Source organism: Mycobacteroides chelonae CCUG 47445 (assembly GCF_001632805.1).
GTDB lineage: Bacteria > Actinomycetota > Actinomycetes > Mycobacteriales > Mycobacteriaceae > Mycobacterium > Mycobacterium chelonae.
Window position 1 is genome coordinate 2902682 of the sequence record NZ_CP007220.1, and the last position, 17064, is coordinate 2919745.

Annotated in this window: 16 protein-coding genes; 5 read left to right on the forward strand and 11 right to left on the reverse strand. The window is 58.1% G+C overall.

Going from position 1 to position 17064, the window contains the following annotated elements; translation table 11 throughout:
- Nucleotides 1-2: 2 nt before the first annotated feature.
- A complete protein-coding gene (locus BB28_RS14295; RefSeq protein ID WP_046253975.1) occupies nucleotides 3-1127 on the reverse strand; it encodes a GGDEF domain-containing protein in 1125 nt (374 codons plus the stop codon).
- A 232-nt stretch (nucleotides 1128-1359) separates the two neighbouring features.
- Between BB28_RS14295 and BB28_RS14300 the strand changes: the two genes are divergently transcribed.
- Entirely contained in the window at nucleotides 1360-2406 is a 1047-nt protein-coding gene (locus BB28_RS14300) for an alpha/beta fold hydrolase (RefSeq protein ID WP_046253976.1), read from the forward strand.
- Between the two features lie 39 nt (nucleotides 2407-2445).
- On the opposite strand, the gene BB28_RS14305 is transcribed toward BB28_RS14300, so the two are convergent.
- The 3 genes from BB28_RS14305 to BB28_RS14315 form a co-directional block, all read right to left on the reverse strand.
- Nucleotides 2446-3102 (reverse strand): TetR/AcrR family transcriptional regulator, encoded by a 657-nt coding sequence (locus tag BB28_RS14305; RefSeq protein WP_126315401.1) that lies wholly within the window; start codon nucleotides 3100-3102, stop codon nucleotides 2446-2448.
- 127 nt (nucleotides 3103-3229) lie between these two features.
- On the reverse strand, nucleotides 3230-4414 hold the full coding sequence (locus tag BB28_RS14310; protein ID WP_046253978.1) for a geranylgeranyl reductase family protein: 1185 nt from the start codon (nucleotides 4412-4414) through the stop codon (nucleotides 3230-3232).
- 134 nt (nucleotides 4415-4548) lie between these two features.
- Complete coding sequence (locus tag BB28_RS14315; RefSeq protein WP_157889439.1) at nucleotides 4549-4713, reverse strand: hypothetical protein; 165 nt, start codon at nucleotides 4711-4713, stop codon at nucleotides 4549-4551.
- 133 nt (nucleotides 4714-4846) lie between these two features.
- Here BB28_RS14315 and BB28_RS14320 point away from each other — a divergent pair, with 133 nt between their 5' ends.
- The 3 genes from BB28_RS14320 to BB28_RS14330 all read left to right on the forward strand — a co-directional run bounded on the left by BB28_RS14320 (nucleotide 4847) and on the right by BB28_RS14330 (nucleotide 7748).
- On the forward strand, nucleotides 4847-5230 hold the full coding sequence (locus tag BB28_RS14320) for a hypothetical protein (protein ID WP_126315402.1): 384 nt from the start codon (nucleotides 4847-4849) through the stop codon (nucleotides 5228-5230).
- Between the two features lie 809 nt (nucleotides 5231-6039).
- Nucleotides 6040-7212, forward strand: a complete 1173-nt coding sequence (locus BB28_RS14325; protein WP_046253981.1) for a site-specific integrase — start codon at nucleotides 6040-6042, stop codon at nucleotides 7210-7212.
- Nucleotides 7213-7241: 29 nt separating this feature from the next.
- Complete coding sequence (locus BB28_RS14330; RefSeq protein WP_046253982.1) at nucleotides 7242-7748, forward strand: hypothetical protein; 507 nt, start codon at nucleotides 7242-7244, stop codon at nucleotides 7746-7748.
- 51 nt (nucleotides 7749-7799) lie between these two features.
- Here the strand turns inward: BB28_RS14330 and BB28_RS14335 are convergent, their stop codons facing one another.
- From BB28_RS14335 to BB28_RS25575, 4 genes are all read right to left on the reverse strand, one after another.
- The gene (locus BB28_RS14335; RefSeq protein ID WP_046253983.1) at nucleotides 7800-8648 is read right to left on the reverse strand and encodes a hypothetical protein; all 849 of its coding nucleotides are present in this window, start codon (nucleotides 8646-8648) and stop codon (nucleotides 7800-7802) included.
- Entirely contained in the window at nucleotides 8641-8946 is a 306-nt protein-coding gene (locus tag BB28_RS14340; protein ID WP_085230550.1) for a hypothetical protein, read from the reverse strand. Before BB28_RS14340 ends, BB28_RS14335 begins: the two co-directional genes overlap by 8 nt.
- A gap of 338 nt (nucleotides 8947-9284) precedes the next feature.
- Nucleotides 9285-11630: an AAA family ATPase gene (locus BB28_RS14345; RefSeq protein WP_046253985.1), complete on the reverse strand. Its 2346-nt coding sequence runs from the start codon at nucleotides 11628-11630 to the stop codon at nucleotides 9285-9287.
- A gap of 122 nt (nucleotides 11631-11752) precedes the next feature.
- Nucleotides 11753-12607 (reverse strand): hypothetical protein, encoded by an 855-nt coding sequence (locus BB28_RS25575; RefSeq protein WP_225421939.1) that lies wholly within the window; start codon nucleotides 12605-12607, stop codon nucleotides 11753-11755.
- A gap of 857 nt (nucleotides 12608-13464) precedes the next feature.
- Here BB28_RS25575 and BB28_RS14350 point away from each other — a divergent pair.
- The gene (locus BB28_RS14350; RefSeq protein ID WP_046253986.1) at nucleotides 13465-14583 is read left to right on the forward strand and encodes a hypothetical protein; all 1119 of its coding nucleotides are present in this window, start codon (nucleotides 13465-13467) and stop codon (nucleotides 14581-14583) included.
- A 633-nt stretch (nucleotides 14584-15216) separates the two neighbouring features.
- On the opposite strand, the gene BB28_RS25080 is transcribed toward BB28_RS14350, so the two are convergent.
- The 3 genes from BB28_RS25080 to BB28_RS25355 form a co-directional block, all read right to left on the reverse strand.
- Nucleotides 15217-15654 (reverse strand): hypothetical protein, encoded by a 438-nt coding sequence (locus tag BB28_RS25080; protein WP_126315405.1) that lies wholly within the window; start codon nucleotides 15652-15654, stop codon nucleotides 15217-15219.
- A gap of 65 nt (nucleotides 15655-15719) precedes the next feature.
- A complete protein-coding gene (locus BB28_RS14355) occupies nucleotides 15720-16901 on the reverse strand; it encodes an amidase domain-containing protein (protein WP_046253988.1) in 1182 nt (393 codons plus the stop codon).
- The gene (locus tag BB28_RS25355; protein WP_165673944.1) at nucleotides 16901-17047 is read right to left on the reverse strand and encodes a hypothetical protein; all 147 of its coding nucleotides are present in this window, start codon (nucleotides 17045-17047) and stop codon (nucleotides 16901-16903) included. The genes BB28_RS14355 and BB28_RS25355 overlap by 1 nt, the downstream gene beginning before the upstream one ends.
- Nucleotides 17048-17064 lie beyond the last annotated feature (17 nt).

The following is a 17064-nucleotide window of genomic DNA, read 5'->3' on the forward strand; positions in this document are numbered from 1 at the left end:
CCCTATCCGGCGACGCTCCAGACCTCAAGCCGGTTACCGCCCTGCCGCTTGGCGGAGTACATCGCGTGATCGGCATCGGCGATCAATTGCCCAATGAGGTTGTCCGGATCGGCATTCGACGGCAGCGCGCTGGTGGCAAGCCCGACACTGACCGTGACCGTAACCATGCCATCCAGCGATTCCGAACCCGCCCGGATCTGGTCGGCGACCGCTCGCGCCTGCGAGGCGGGCCCGAGTAGCGCGACACAGAACTCCTCGCCGCCAACGCGCCCAACTACGGCGGCGCTGCCGGAGATCGCCTTGATGTGGGAGCCCACATCGGCGATCACCTGATCGCCGACACCGTGCCCGAACCGATCGTTGATCTGTTTGAACCGGTCGATGTCGATCATGACGATGCTCAGCTCGGACCGCTCAGCGCGTGCCGCCTGGGCCAGGATCGTCGACTGATCATCGAATCCTCGCCGGTTGTGCAGCCCGGTGAGCGGGTCAATCCCGGCCGCCCTGGCGTCGCTGGTGAGCGCCAACTGTGCGAAATGGATGATCGGCGGCACACCAACCAGCAGCGTCGCGGTGACCACCGAATCTGCCATGGCCACGGCCCAACCCTGCTGCAGATCAATCGCAATCGCGAGGAAGGTCAGTGTGGCCAGAGATGTAAGCAAGTACAGAACGATGAGCCGAGCGCCGTGGAAGGAACATATGTAGATCGCCATCAGAGACAAGGAGATAAGGCCGTGCATGCCGGTGCCCCTGTCGGAGTCCGCAAAGCAGGCTATGCACACCGAGGCAACCGAAGTAACCGAAAACACCACAGATTCGGATTCCTTCGGCAGCGGCCCTAACCACCAGCGCAGCATCCAGAAAAACGCGAGCAGGCTCGCCAGAATGTCGAGCCAACGCCATACACCAGTACGCGGCCCCATCGGCGAAAACTCCATCGCCAGTGGGATGAGGGCCAGTGCGCCGGCGCATCCGCCGACGGCAGCACGCAGCGCCACACGCATGGAGCGCGTCGAGAAGTAGCCCATCATCTGGTCGTAGCGTGACGGCGAGCTCCACCACCGTGTTAGGTCACCGAGAGCCAACGCGCTCGTGACTCCTCCGGTGCCGGTGAACGCACCCATGTATCCCCTATCGTGCTTCAGTTCATCCCGACCGAAGAAAGTATGGCAACACGCGATCCCCAGAGTGGCACGGCCGCCCTCACGCGAAGACAACCTGGCGTGGTCGCGGCCGTGCACCCAGGTGTCGTGCATCCCACAAACCGTTGTAAATCCGGCCGGTCTACTGAAAGCCTTTTCCAGAGCTAATGGATAAGCCGGGCAATGCCGGCAAGAAGGAGCACACGAACTCACTATGGTCTCGATTCCGGTCTCAGCGAGGAACCTGTTCGCCCTCACTCTCGGCGACGGGGTGCGCCCACCCACAACGACCAGCCATGTCGCACTGTTCGACGAGCCACATCGCCAGTTGCGCCGTTACGGTGCGGACGATCCGCGTGAGTCCAGCGCTGTCCCAGTCCTGTTGGTTCCGCCACTGGCAGCGTCTGCGACATGCTATGACCTCGCACCCGGTCAGTCGCTGGTGGCGCACCTGGTCGAGCAGGGCCGCACGCCCTACGTCGTCGACTACGGTGAGATCGGCTGGGCTGATAGGCATCTGGGCCTGGAGGCCTTCTTTGCCGACATCATTCCGCAGGCCATCGAGCGCGTGCTTATCGATTCCGGGAAGTCCGAGCTGGACCTGATTGGGTGGAGCCTGGGCGGCACCCTGAGCCTTTTGACCGCCGCGGCCGACCGCGAATTGCCGATCCGCTCGATCGTCGCCATCGGCACCCCGCTGGACTACGGACAAATCCCCGGATATCCCGAGGCACGCCGAATCACCAAACGCACCAACGGCTACGCCGTCACCACGGTGTTACGAGCGCTCGGCGGTATTCCCGCACCGGTGGTACAGGCCGCCTACCGCGCGACCTCATGGGACCGAGAAATCAAGCGGCCCTGGTTCCTCCTGAACAATCTGGACAACACCGAAGCCTTGGCCAAGGCTGAAGTGATCGACCGGTTTCAGGATGCCTTCCCCGGCTATCCAGGACGGGCCGTCTCGCAGATGTGGGGCCGATTCATCTATCACGATGAGATCGCGGCGGGCGTGGTCAACGTGGCCGGCTACACCCTCGATCTGACGGCTCTGACGTCGCCGATCCAGCTGTTCGGCAGCCACCGTGATGCCATCGCACCGTGGCAGTGTGTGCATCACGGCATGACGATGCTCAAGTCTGCGGACGTTCGGTTCACCACGGTGGAGGCGAGTCACCTCGGACTGGTGGCGCTGTCGGCTGGTGTCAACGAGACGTGGCCGGCCATCGATGAGTTCTTGGCCGAGCTGGACCAGCGCTAGTCAAGCGGCATCTGGCCGCAAAGGCAGTCTTCCCTTGCCCTAACTGGGCGGGTTAAGACTGTTCAGCAATGCGGTTATGCCCGGTTCGGGTTGGAACACCTCCCTGGGAGCCAAGAGCTGCTGGCTGACTGAGCCGGACATGTAATCGGTGATGATCTGGGCGTCTAGTTCAGGTGTTCCGGGGTGGATTTGGCACATCCAGGCGTGTATTCGGCGGAGCTGGACCTGCTGGGTGCGGGCCGTTATGTCCTGCAGCTGAGAGCAATGTTGCGATGCGCCGATAATCGCCGTGTGAGCACGCGCGAGAACATTTTGTGCGGTTCCTTCGGTGGTGACGGTAACGAGGTATTGGGTGAGTAGTTCAGCGAGCGTGTCCACCGTGAAATACGCCGTACAAAAGTTGAGATCCTTCCAGAAGCACTGTCGCCGGGACTCGATTTCGTCGCATACCCCCAGGATCAACGCATCACGTGTTCTGAAGTGATTCGAGGTAGTGCCCCGCGGAACATTCGCGGCCGCGTCGACGCTGCTGTAGGAGACTCCGCGGTCTCCTACAGCAGCCAGAAGACAGATGGCGCCCTCAATTACCTGAATACGGCGCCCGAGAGAGGGCACTATTTTGCCGGAAACTGTCTTAGAAAGCCTTTCGCCAGGCGATACAGGGTGTGGCTTATTCGAGAAAATAGGAGTGGCCACCCAATCACCTCTCTATCTGCTCGGCGGAACACGGTGGATCTGTGCTTCTTTCGGCTCCTCGCATGGGTCTCTGCGGAAGTCCTGTTCCCGCAACCGAATCGGCCACACGCGAAGGAGAACGCGCTGTTCAGTCGTACGTGTGCCGCGGGCCTTGGGACTTCTTGTACATCGCCTTGAGCATCCGATCGCGGAACGTGGCGTTGTCGACCAGCTTCACACCCGCTTGCGCGAGATATGGGTGACCCACCAATTTGTGCATGTAACGACCGCGGCGATATTCCCGCCCCCACGCGGTTTCCATACGCTGCCCATAATTTGTGAAGTCGTTCGGACCACCGTTTGTGAGCGCCTCGATGGCGCACTCGCCGGCCGCTAAGCCGGACTCGAGGGCTTTCGAAATACCAGCTCCTGACGCTGGCTTCCCGGCACCGAGTGCGTCCCCTGTAAACAGCACGCCAGGCCGCCAGGGAGGCCATGCAGTGAAGCCCATCGGCAGTCGCCAGGCCTGCACGCTCTTGTTTCTCTTGAGGTCCGCGATCAGTGGTAGGTCCCACTCAGAGGGCAGCGTTCGCAGGAACTCGTCGAAGAACTGGGTTGCGTTAATGGAGTGCCAGTTCCGGTAGCTGTTGAGATATCCCAGCCCGATGTTCAAGGCGCCGTTGCCCATTGGGAACACCCAGCCATACCCTGGCAGTTGATCGCCCCGAAAAAGGAGCTTGAGAAAGATGTCGAGACTGTCACTGTCCGGACGTTTGGCGTGCATCTCGGCGCGGATAGCGATTGCCGAGTAGCCCTTGCACCGCGAATCAAGTTTGAGTGCCCGCTTGATCGGGGAGTACGCGCCATCGGCTGCGATTACGGCGCTGCCATAAACCTTCTCGCCGCCCTTGAGTACGACCCCCACCACCTGGCCGTCGGCGGCCAGTTCTGGCCCGGCGACCTCGGTATCCTGGCGGATTTCGGCGCCTGCACACTCCGCATGCTTGAGCAGGAGGGCATCGAGTTCACTTCGACTTGCGGTAAGACCGTAATCGGGCATGCCGGGTCGCCGCGGAAAAGACAGACTCCACGTGCTGGGACTGTGCACAGTGACCCGGTTCACGCGATGGAACGAGGCGAGCTGCTCGGCGAGCCCCATGCCCTGCAGATAGCTGACGGCGCGTGCGGTCAAACCGTCACCGCACGGTTTATCCCGCGGGAAAGCGGCCTTGTCAAGCACCACCACACGTGCGCCGGTTCGCGCGGCCTGCCACGCCGCGGCAGAGCCCGACGGACCACCACCAACAATGACGAGGTCGTATCGGTTCGACATGTGTTTGGTCCTAGCTTCCCGACACCGTCGCCAAACTTGCGGCCACAACCCTTGCACTCTGAACCATGATCAAGTCCTGACCCCTTGTCGCGGCAGACCGCCGCCTCGTCGCGTCATTCACTGACTATTCGTAGCTATGCCAGGGCCTGGATTGACTGCCGGACAGAAATCTTCAACTTGAGGCAGCAACCACTGCTGGGGTTGCTTTGGGTCTCGGCTGGCTGTGGTTTCGGGGCGGGGCCGATGAATTCCCGGTCCGCATCGACCTTCAGCGCGGCGGCGTCCTCGACATCGCGCACGAGGCACTTCTCAACTGTCCCAAAAGGGGCGATCTCCATCGTCAGCACGTGATATCGCGTCACCTATCCATTGGCCGCTACGCATACTGGCAACTCGCCGCGCTCGAATCGGAATATTTCTAAGCTGCTGGGCATGAATGGAATGAGCAAGGGCGGCCGGGGGCTTTTGCGTTTGGGCATGGCGGCAGGACTCTCCTGTCTTGCCATTGCGATGGCAGGGCAGGCATATGCCGACGATTTGAACACCACCACATGCTCTGAGCAGCAGGTCATGTCGTCGTTGCAGCAAAATGATCCCTTGATCTGGCGGAAGATCAGTCGCGATCCAAAACTGGAGAATGAGCTGCGGATCGGGCTTGCCGGGGTTCTGGCTGCCCCCATAGGTCAGCGTCAACAGCAGTTGAATGCGTTCGAACAGACCCTTGGCCACCAACAGTGGACGGGCATCAGCGACGACATCATGGACTCGTCTTCTGGACCGGTAGGCAGAGCTGTCAACAACTGCCACAACTACTGAATCAGCGGCCACTTGATGTCCGAGGTTTTGCCGTACGTGGCGACGCCGTCACCAGCTGTTCGGCGCGTCAACTAATCGCGAGAAGTCTCATCGGCCTGCGGCGGTCTATGGGCGCATCTGGCCAGCGCTGTCGGGTGGCATTGACTCCATGGGTGGGATTCACCCAGGTCGGGCGCCACGCGTGGACCTGCCACTGCGGGGCGGCAATCCATGCACCGAAACTAGGTCCGCACTGCCGAATCATCTACGGCCCCAAGGCGCCTTACGAGGCTTGCCACCCCGAGGGGACAACGAAGTTGCGTAGTCCGCGCGCAGTACTAAGCGGAGACGTAGTAGCGACGACCACGACCATCGACGAGCCCGTGATTGTGCGGGTCGCCGATGTCGGTGTGCCGGCGCCCGACGATGTCACCATCGGCGCATCAGCACTCAACCCTGCGGTCTGGAGAACCTCGACTGCGCGTCCCGCTTGCCCTAGAACTCCCCCGTATTACACGCACCTGATCGGCGAGAAAGTACTTCTAACTGGTGGTCCCGGCTGGGTTCGAATTAGCCGCGACGACCTTTTGGGCTACTGCCAATGACCTGGCAATATGCCTGTCTAACAGCACTTTCCATCAGATTTGAAGTAACAGTACGTACCAACAGATACCAGCGCTATACTGCTTGGCACAGCCCACGGATAGCCCAAACTAGCAAACGCCGCAGTTCGTAAGATTCCCCGGCTGGTAAGAAATCAAGTAGATTCTTCCGCATTCCCGTCACGGAAATGCGAGCGCTTTACCCGCACCGGAAAGGGATCGGACATCATGGCCGGAAGAAAAGGACATCGCGGTTGGGGCTGGATACGCAAGCGATCATCAGGGCGTTTTCAGGCAAGCTATATAGGCCCGGACAACGTACGTCATTTCGCACCAACAACTTTCGAGTTCAAAATCGACGCCGAGGAATGGCTCACCCAGGAGCGCCGGGCAATCCAAAACGCTATTTCATCGCTGCCGCCCGTTGGTAGTTCCGGCACACAATTGGTCTGGCTCAGCCCGTCCGAACGTCTGAACCTGGCCACGGAAGTTAATCGTGAGACGCTGGAGCAGTATGGAAAACGCTGGATTGAACAACGAAATCTAAAGCCGCGCACGAAAATCCACTACAACAATCTGCTCGAAAAGCACATCTCCCCCGCGCTCGGAAATGTCGTCGTCAATAATCTCCGGCCAGCGATGGTGCGATCCTGGTACGCCAAAACGCTGAAGGACAAACCCACGTATCGCGCACACGCATATCAACTGTTGCATGCGATATGCGATACGTCTGTGAAAGACGAACTCCTAGAACGCAACCCGTGCATGATCGACGGCGCAACCGCCACCAAACGCACGCGCGAACCCGTGGTGCCCGACATCGCTCAAATGTCCGTCGTCGCAAGCAAGATAGAAACGAAATTCAAAGCGCTGGTGTTGATTTCGGCGTGGTGCGGTTTGCGGTTCGGTGAGATAATTGAGTTGCGCCGCAAGGATATTGGCGTCGGATGTGAGATCATTGCCGTTGCGCGTGGTGTGACACATCGCAGCACCGACAACCCCACTGACCGCTGCGTCGTCAGCACCCCGAAGTCAGGCAAAGGCCGCACGGTTGTTGTGCCGCCACACATCCGGGACGACATCGCCCAACATCTCGATACCTACGTCGGAGCTGCCCCTGACGCGCTGTTGTTCGTGCCGGTGCGAGGTGGGTGCCACGTATCCGATCGGGTAGTGCGTGATGCGTTCCGGCTCGCATGTGCCAGTGCCGGGGTAACCGGGATGCGCCTGCACGACATGCGCCACTTCGCAGGCCACCAGACCGCTCGTGTGGCCAATCTGCCCGAGACCATGGCCCGACTAGGGCACAGCACCCAAACCGCCTCACTGCGCTATCAGGGGCAGGTCTCAGGCCGCGCTGTCGAGATAGCTGACCAACTATCTGCCTTAGCCACCACCTGAATGTCGGTACTACATGGTGCAATGACGCCATGACGACTCAGCCACCCGTCTGGATACAGATCCTTCTAGCATCGGTTCCGCTGTTGGCCGCAATCATCGCGGGCATCTTCGCACTGACAAACACGGTGGGCCGCAGAATCGAGCGGCTAAAGAACCTCACTGAGCTGCATAAAAACTATCCTCCAGAACTCAACCCAAATAATGCCTTAGAAATCGCGATGTTACGAGAGCTGAGGGCGCTGGAGTCAGTCATAACGCCAACTCACAAGTGGGACAAACGAATTCACGTATGGGCAGCACTAGGCCTGATGACTGGATTAGGGCTAGGACTGTTCGGCTACTTTTCTGACAAGGGCATACTGCTGCCGATTGCCCAACTCGTGATTACGGTCAGCTCTTTCGCGATTTTCATTAGTGTCGTCTGGCTAAATCTGCACCTTCCGCCGATGAAAGCCGACCGACTCTATGCAGAAAAAATCAAAGCTCTCCAGGCAAGATCTCCAACCGGCAGGTCAGATACCAGCCGGGAGACCTGACCGTATCGGCAGATAGGGGCCACTTTCCCCAACTCAAATCGCGTAAATGGGCTATCCACGGGCTGTTCGCCCTGGCGGTAGACCGCGCGTGGCGGCGGCGTTTCGGTACATCTGGGCTTGAGCTTCCAACGCGTCCTCTAGCGACTGACAGCCGGTAGTTGGTTCGTCGTAGCGATTAGGCGTGGTGACTACGCCCTCACGGTCGGCGCGGAACGGCCCCGTCTGACCGGCCAGCGTCGCGTACGGCTGGCGCTGAGCGTCATCGTGGCTCATTGGCTGCGCCTGCGATCTGACATTGGTTGATTCGTCGTTGGAAAATTCCACGTCAATTGGCAAAAAGGAATCAGAACCGGATATCGCGGCCATGTCATCAGCACCGTACGCCAAGGCGGGTGGGGTATCAGAATCATCAGCAAGGCCGCGTGACCTGCGGTAATCGGCACGTGTGCCCCCGCTGACCTCGACAGAGTCAAACACCTCTTCGTACGGCTTGGCCGTAATCTCCACTGTCGCAGTCGATTTCGTGGTCACGCCGCCTCGATCCAGCGCCTCGGTCATCGCCTTGAGCTTCACGGCGTCGTTCACATTAGGGTCTACGGCCATCTTCAGCAGCTCGCGGGCCATGTGGTCGGTAGCCTCGGCCAGTCGTCTACGTGCGGCTGCCTGCACTTGTGGGGCTCTGCCTCCATGGGTGGGACATACGTTCGCGCCGTTGATCGCCGCACGTTGACAGCGGTTTCCATTCTTACGGTGTGCTTTGCAACGACGTACTCCCGGTTTAGCTTTCGTGGCCCACCACTGCTCAGACCACTTGACGATGCGTGATTTTGACGATGGATCTTCGCCGGTATTTTCTTCGCTGACTTCGGAAGTATTTTCAGTGTCGTTAATATCACTCATTTTCGTTGTCCTCCAAATCTTCTAAATCTTCGTCGTCAAAAGCTTCTTCAATCTCCCCCACAAATTCAGCATTTTTCACCCACGGATTACCCTTGTCTAACCCCAGACAGTCGCACACCTTGGAATAGCATTCTCTGCACAAGTATTTCCTGAACACGTATCCGTGCCCTAATCCCAGGATCACAAAATGATCGGTTAAATCCTTGGCCCGATGGCTCGTATCTTGTTCATCCAAAATCACGTCTTCACACGCTCCGCATTTTCGGAGCACGACGGGCTGGACGGCGGGGCTATACATTCCAGCCTCCTTTAAGCAGGGCGCGCCAACAGCTCTGGTTTTCCGATCCATCAACATGGAAGAATCTGTCCAGCCTGGAAACCAGATAAGATTCTTTCTCGCAGATCGGACAAATACCGTCTAATGCCGCCATCTGAGCAGGCACTGTTTTTCTCTGAAAAACCATCGAATAATTTCCGTTCTCTAAATTTCCTGCTCGCTGACGGCCCGTGTCCCGAGTTTGCTTCCAGCTTCCCGAGTCCCGGTCCCGCCCCCATAGGGGGACGGGACGTCCGGGACGTTCGGGACACTGTTTGCTGGCGATTTCCCGGGACGTTCTGGGACAGTCCCGGGACGTTCTAAACGTCGTCGGCTGAACCACCATCTGCCTCTCCTTCACGCCTATCGGTACCGCCGCTCGGGATGGGAACTAACTCGGAATCGGTGTCGGTCTGCCGGTATGGCCGCACCGATATGTGTTCGTCTCGACGGCTTTCCTTGCGCACGGAAACAAACCCCTGCGCCACCAGTGATGCCAGCGCCTCATCACACTCAGCACGGGTGAAACGCTTCCCATGCGCGCCGGTCAGGTTCTTGTACTGGTCCACGACGGCCTTCTTGCCCCGCTCTGCTGACTCAAGGTCGTCACGCTCGACGTACCGGCTCAGCGCCTCCATTACCTCGCGGTGCCGTCCTCCAACTACACTCGCTGCGCGGCCCTGACGGGTGAGCATCGCTGTGGCGGCACTGTAGGACGGCACAACATTCCACGTGCAGCTTTCCCACGCCACCAGATCAGGATTTGAATCGCGATTTAACGTCCAATCAATGTCATAACGACAGCCCCCGCCGCGCCGCGTCGAAAACTCGACTTGCAGAAAGTAGTTGTTGGTCGTGATATCGGGTGGGTCGCGGTGGCACTGCAATCCCCAACTATCGGCCCACTGACTGATACCCGACATAGAGATGTCATCCAGATCCATTGCGCCACTGCCAGTTCCACCGGTATTTTTGCTGCGCTTTTTAAAGTGGTCCCCAATGACTAAAGCGGCGTACGGTTCGATCAACTCGCGCACCTTCGCGAGCATCTGACCGCGCACGTACAGATTGGCGGTATCGACCCCAGACGGGTGGTAGGCGTAAAGCGGGTCCACGATCACCAACGCCGGTTGCATCTGGTCCAGGTGCCGCGCCAGCGCGTCGGTCAGCTCGGCGTCGGTCAGCTCGGCGGTGTCGAACATCGCCCCGAACGGCAGACCGGGCAAGTCGGCCTCACCGATCCCGTACCGGGCGGCAATCACCTGGTGCCGGTTCGCGAAAGCGTCGCGGCCACCCTCACCGGCCAGATACAGCACCGGAGCCGCATTGGGCACCGCGAAATCGTCGTACCCGAAGTAAGGAAGACCGGACGAGACCGCTAGTGCCAAAGCTTGCAGATTCCACGATTTGAACGTTTTCTTTTCTCCTGCAAGGACTCCCGCCGAATTTTCGGGCCAAACGTTACGTACCAGCCAACGCATCGGCGGAACCGGTTGGGACAGTTCAAATGCCGATTCCAGCGAAAAACGCTCCCGAAGCTGCATTTCAACAGCGGTATTAGGTTGCCCAGCAACCATTTTGGAGGATCGCGTCGATAGAATCAGATCCAGGTTCTCGAACATGCCTCTGCCGTCGCGGTGGTCGGTACCGAATTGGCGGTTGGCCTCGGCGCGCAGATCCTCTATCGGCCTCGACAGCGCGAATTTCACGCCGTTGACGACCAGGCGGTTGTATTCGTGCGGCCCGATATGGGCGTCGAAATCGTCGCCGCGTTCGGTATAGGAATCCCTCGCCGCACTTTCGATTTCGTCTACAGCATCCGCGAACGGGTACAGACCGATGCGCGCCTCCCCAGCGGCGATGCGCAGCGCGTTGCGGACTTCATCACGGGTTCCGGCTCGCGCTGCTGACACCTTGCGCGCCAGCGCGGCCAAAGCCTTTGGCCGGCTATTTCCGGTGGCCTGCGCGAGGAACTGGCGCACCGTCTCGTCGGTAATCGGCTCCGCCGCGCCCTGGTGTTGGGCCGATAGCCGCTGTGCGCTGGTGCGGAGGTAGGTGTGCGCGGCCTCCGGTAGTGCAGGGATAACGCCAGGGCGGTGCCAGCGGTATTGACCGCCCTCGGTCTTGGCCTTGTGGTGCGGGGATGGCGCGGCGACGATCACCGAGTTGCCGGACCTGACCTCACCGACGACGGTTCCGCTGATCAGGGCGAGGTGGCCGGATACGAACGTGTCGGCAGTGGCGAATACGTAGTGGCCGCGCTCCCCACAGGTGCGAGTGGCCTGAAACAGGCCGTCGCGCATCCACGCCAGCTCATCAGGTAGTACGTCAATATCCAGATCGAACGCCACTAGGCCGCTCTTGCCGGTGTGTATGGCGATAGAGGCGTTCGGCCACCGCTGCCACCATGCGGTGATCTGCTCGGCATCGGAGCTGGATTTGTCGGGCCATCCCCTACCTACGTAGCTGCCGGGATTCTTCGGTCTAGCCGGGTTCACCGGTAACACCGCCAGACCCGCAGAGCCGTAAGCGCGGGCCGCGTCGGCAAGGGGCAGTCCCGCCACGTCAGGCAAGGACCCCGCCGAGGCGGTCTGTGTGGCGGGCCTGCTAGTTTTGCGTCGGGTGAGTTTCTTGGTCTGGCCGTTGTCGGCGGATTGCGTTACCATGGATTCTGGTATGCCTTTCAAATACCTAACAGAGCCATCCTCAACAAACCCCCCGTTGGCGAGGATGGCTCTGTTTTTTGCGCACAATTCGGATAGATTTTTGTTCGGTTAAATGGGCCGGATCAACCAGCCGATAATCCCGACGAATATCCACCTGAAATTTGATACTTGGCTACGTAGTCGTCCCAGCAGGACGAACAAACCTTGCAGAAAACCGCAAGCTCACTTAGTCGTGGAAAAGGGATCACGTGTACCGTTTGGCTAAACCGCCCGTTGCACCCCGGCGATAACGGCCAATCGCAACCGGGTCCAACATTACCGCCGTGAACGTTGCTGTTTTGTGCACCGATAATGGCGTAGTTCATTAACTCTCGAACGATATCTAAATCGTCTTGTTTTTGAATGAGCCAGCGGTATTGTGGGTATTGCGCCACCAACGCATATCCGATCGCCGTTCTTACGTGTGGGTGATAATGTTCGTAATCGTCGCGGTCACATTTTTCTATGATCTGATCGAAGGTCATCTTTCCCGCTATCAATGCACTTTTATCGTCCGCTTTTACCCGCTCAAGATTGAGATACTTTCCTGTCGGCGGTACTAACTCACCACCCGACATAAAGTATTCTCTATGACTTTTTTCGACTGCCCTATCTACCATCGATGCAACAACACTATTGTCAGCGTGCTTTCCGTAGATGATTTGGGCGGGGGCGAAACGTGGAAATCTCCGTCCAAAATCCGCCGTGTAGTTCTTGATGAATCTATTTGTTTGTAGCGCCCCGTCGCTTGCGGCTGTCGTAGCCGGTGACGGAAACCATACAGATTTCAACGTGCGTAATTGGTAGGCTAGCTTGTCTGGGAATTCTAGCAACCCAGCTAGCTTCTCTAACCGCCCTGGTGTCAGTACCCCATTCTTATACAGTCGCTGGTCCACTTTATTCGCCGCTGCAATGACGGCCTCATGTGTGATGCTCATTTCAGGTTGCCTTTCTAGTCGTTTGATTCGGGGTTATCCGGCTTGTGTCAGATGACGGTATTTCTTCGCGAGCGCCCACTTTGCAATGTCATGAGGACTCGCCAACGCTGCGCCACTTACTAACGCAGTGGGGATTTCGCGATCATCAAATGCACGGAAGACTGCGCCATTCTTGTACGGGATTCCCAGTACGTCGTTGAGAAATGCGACGGCTGCGCGGCGATTATGCGTTGGCACATGCGAAAACCTCTGCGCGTCGAGCCAGATTTGATCCTCTGGCAGTAGATTCACATTATGTGGAGATAAAAGTGCCCCATTAGTCTTAGTCATAATTGGCTTTCATTCCTATGAGATAAATAACCCGAGGAAGGCTCGGGTACTACTGTCATTCCCAACGCTAGCGACCCGACTATCGTCACGCAATAGCTAACCAGGAAATAGCCTTGACAGAACTTGCGCCACCTTCCAATAGGGCAATAACCCCAGTTCAGGGAGCAGATAAGAAGCTATTTAAGTTCTTGTTCGCTCCCCGAAGCGATTGGGGTCGCTATTTATAGGGAAATCAATTGCCGAATCGCTGCCTAGTTTTCTTTTTTGGGAAATACCGAGAAGATAGTCCCTGGCGACACGCCACGTACAACCCTCTCAAGTCGTCAATATTCCGCGATACCTCGCACAACCACCACTAGCCCTGTCGTATATGTAAGGAATAGTTTCCCATCTAGAAATATGCCTGCTCAGATATTTATCCGTGCCGTTGGAATCCGGCATTCTCGGCGTACTCTGAGGTCAACGGAACCGCGCGTATGTTCAATTACGCGATGGAAAATCGTAAAGAATGATTTGAGGTTTTTAAAATGGCTCGTCAAGGTATTCAATCTGGTGGTGACGTACTCGTTAATTCCCTTGCAGATGGCACAGATATTAATGCTGTCTGGGAAGAATTAATTACTGCATTTTCGCTCTACAATGAGGAACGCACAACCATCGCGTCATTGCTATCGTTTAAAACGACCAATGCATCCGACGTAGTCCCGCAGAGTATCGGCAGCTCTTCTTTTGAGCGTGCGACAGAGCATGGTTTACCGAAATCTGCCGGTACCCCCGCTGACGCGCTGCTTCTGGGCTACACCTTTGACGACTACGACCTGCGCACCGCGTTCACGTGGAAATTCCTGCGCAGCGCCGACCGTCGCCAAGTCGATGCGGTAATCAACGGCGTGATGGAGTCCGACAACAAACTAGTCACCGGGACGATCCTTCGTCGCCTATTCGACCCCACCGAAGGCACACAAGAGTTCGGCGCGCGCGTGTTCGGTTTGTACACCGGCACTGACGGCGTAACTCCCCCACCGTATTTGGGGAATCAGTTCCCCAGCAATACCAACCACTATCTGCCGACGCAGAACGCCACCATTGATTCGCAGGACATTGAGGACGCCCTCAACCTGATTCGCGTCAAGGGGTACGGTCTAGATTCGTCGTCTCAGCTGCTAATAATCGCCAATCCTGTTGAATCAGAACTGATTCAGACTTGGCGCCAGGGCGTCGAGTCACGTTCCGGAGGGCCACTTGCTCGTCACTCGTTTATTCCATCTGTGAAAGCCCCGCCCTACCTCCAGCCGGAGAATATCGTCGGCCAGCCTATTTCTGGTGAGTACTACGGTCGTGAGGTACTTGGTTCGTACGGCCCCGCCTGGCTGCTCGAAACCTCCTTCGTGCCAGCGGGATACGTCGCTATTGTCGCTTCCGGTGGCCCAAACTCCGAGCGCAACGTGGTTGGCATGCGAGAGCTGCCGAACACCGCTTATCAGGGGTTGCGAACCATCCCCGGCAATTTCGCCGGCTATCCGCTCATTGATGCGTTCTACCAGCGCAGTTTCGGTGTCGGTGTGCGTCAACGTGGCGCGGCAGTGTGTTTGCAGGTGACCGCTGGCAGCACCTACACCGCACCGACCGCGCTCATTCCGGTCTAGGTGGTGCGTTGTGGCACAACATGATTCGGGATACGTGCCGGTGGACTACACCGGCCCCCTACCTACCGGGGTCATACCCGCCAAGGCGGGGTTGGCCAGTGAGTTCACCTACATGCCGGGGGAATGTCCCAGGCGCTCTCCTGGTCGCTCGCCAGCGACCACCGACCGCACCGGCATTGCAGACGGCCCGCCCGGTCTGTACCCCGACAACGCTCCACGATGACAGGACCGGCCATGAAGCGACGCACGTACAAACGGGATCGGATAGGCCGATTCGCCAGCGCAGGCACAAAGGTGACCGGTGCAGCTCTCGGGGCTGGGATTGGTGTGGCTGTGGGGTCTAAGACGGCCCGGTCGGCGGTGCGTAAGGCCACCGTTCCCGGCTCGGTGAATGTCAATCGCACCCTGAGCAAGAGCCGGGCCGGGGTGTCAGCGTCGGCGGCGTACGCGGTAGGAGGTATCCGGATCGATCTAGCCGGTAGCGCCACGATCACGCGCCCTACGCCGACTGCTGGCCGAAAGCGTGCTCGGTAGAGGGATGCCCTTCTCTATCGGACACCCGCGTCGCCGGGTCGAGCATTAAGCGGAGTCCTCCGCCTCCGACTGTGCTCCCCGGCGACGTTTCACATTCCGCTAATTCGCGAAGGAAACAGGCGTCCAGTGCGCCATAAATTGAATGAAGTCCAAGTCGAGCGTACGTGATTGTAACGGGTGTGCCGGACATTGTTCTTCCACGTTTAACTCTAGACGCCATACTCTATGTTCTTTTGTGAGTCCTGCAATTATTTTTGTGCCCTGCTCACCTTTATCGTCCACTGATTTAAGGACATATTGACACCCTGCGGCTGGCATGGCTGCCCGCACGGTCTCGTCTTGTTGCCTCTGCGCGGCTATTTCTCTTGCGTCCGTCGTGTTGTTTCCGCGCACCACATAAACCTTTGATACGTCATGTGTGTTCAGGCCATCGACTATTAGTCGCGCCTTTTTCTGTTGCTGATCGGCAGGGAACGTTTTCAGAGAAGTTGGGTCATCCTCAGGAATGAAAAAGAAAAAGATGACCGCACCCACCACGACTGAAAGGATGATCGCGGCCAATGCGCCTAGTGCCCATCGCAGCTTACGTGTTTTGTTCAATTCTATTCACCCGGATATTTCACGTGTACAAATTCGACTTGTGCAGGCCCGCCCCAAAAATCATCGGTATTCGGCCACCAATCATCGTGAACATTCCTCGGGTCGGCATGTTGATCAACCACATCGACACCGTTCATATTGCCCACGTACATTGCAACGTGATCAATTTTCCCCTCGTTGGTTCTGTAGTAAATCAAATCGCCCGGAGTCAAGCCAGCTTTAGAGGGAGCCAACGGGTCATACCCGGTTGGCCCCGGAGTTGGTACGACACCTTTTGTTTCTCCCAGTCCTGAATGCTGAGTGAAATAGTCGTGGTTCGCGGCCGCGTTGTACCAAGTCTCAGACTCGACATTTTTGGGATTTAAAGTGTTGTTATTGTAGTACCAATCATCAGGGTCGCCGTGATGCCAATCGTCCAAGCCGTCCCCAACGTCTTTAAATCCACCGGCTCTCAACGCTTGCGAAACGAAATTCGTGCAGTCTTGTTCATATTGCCGATAATCGCCGTTATAGCCATCGGCGAAAGCCTCGGCGTAGATGATTGCCTTTTTCCGCTCTTCCGACAGCCCCGGAGGAAATTGCAAACCGCCCGGAATTCTGTCCTGACTGAATTTTTCGTTGCCTAGCATCTGCGCCCCACCGCCGGTGAGCTTGCGACCCTGCAACCCCGCAGCCTCGCCTTGGAGTTCACTCGCCACCTTCGCGGCGGTAGACGCCAAACCCTTTGCGTGCCAACGCATAAACTCGGTGAGTTGCTGCGCCTCGGCCTTGCGTGTGGCACGCTGGCTATCCGATCCGCCCTGGTGGGTGTCGGTGGCCCGCAAGTCCTCGGAGACGGCATACCCTTTGCCCTCGGCCTCCTGTATGGCGTTCATGGTGGCTTCTTTGGCTCCCCGGATGTCCCCGGCCCCACGGCGCGCGATGGACGCGCATTCCCGATAGATCGACGCCTGTACCCGCACTGTGTCTTGCGCCTCGCGCGCGTCGTCATACGCCGACGTGGCAGCCTTGCCGGTCCAATCAGTGCCACCCGGTGCGGAAATATTCGCTACATGCTGCGAAAAGGCCGTCTCAGATTGTCCCGCGGCCTTTTCCCACTGCGTAGCCGCGTCATCCAAATGAGTTGTGGACCAATTCAATATCTCAGATTTTGTCGGCATAGAAGCCGGGGCAATAGCCGCCATCAGGCCGACCCATTGATTTTGCCAGCGCTGCCCTTGTCGGTGTTCTCATACGCCGAGGCTTCCGAGGCCAGCGTTTGCGCACGTCCCGACAGATAGGCCGTGTGGTCGGCACGGGCGGCGTCAATGAGCGCTGAAACTGCTTGCACTGCACCTACAGTCGGAT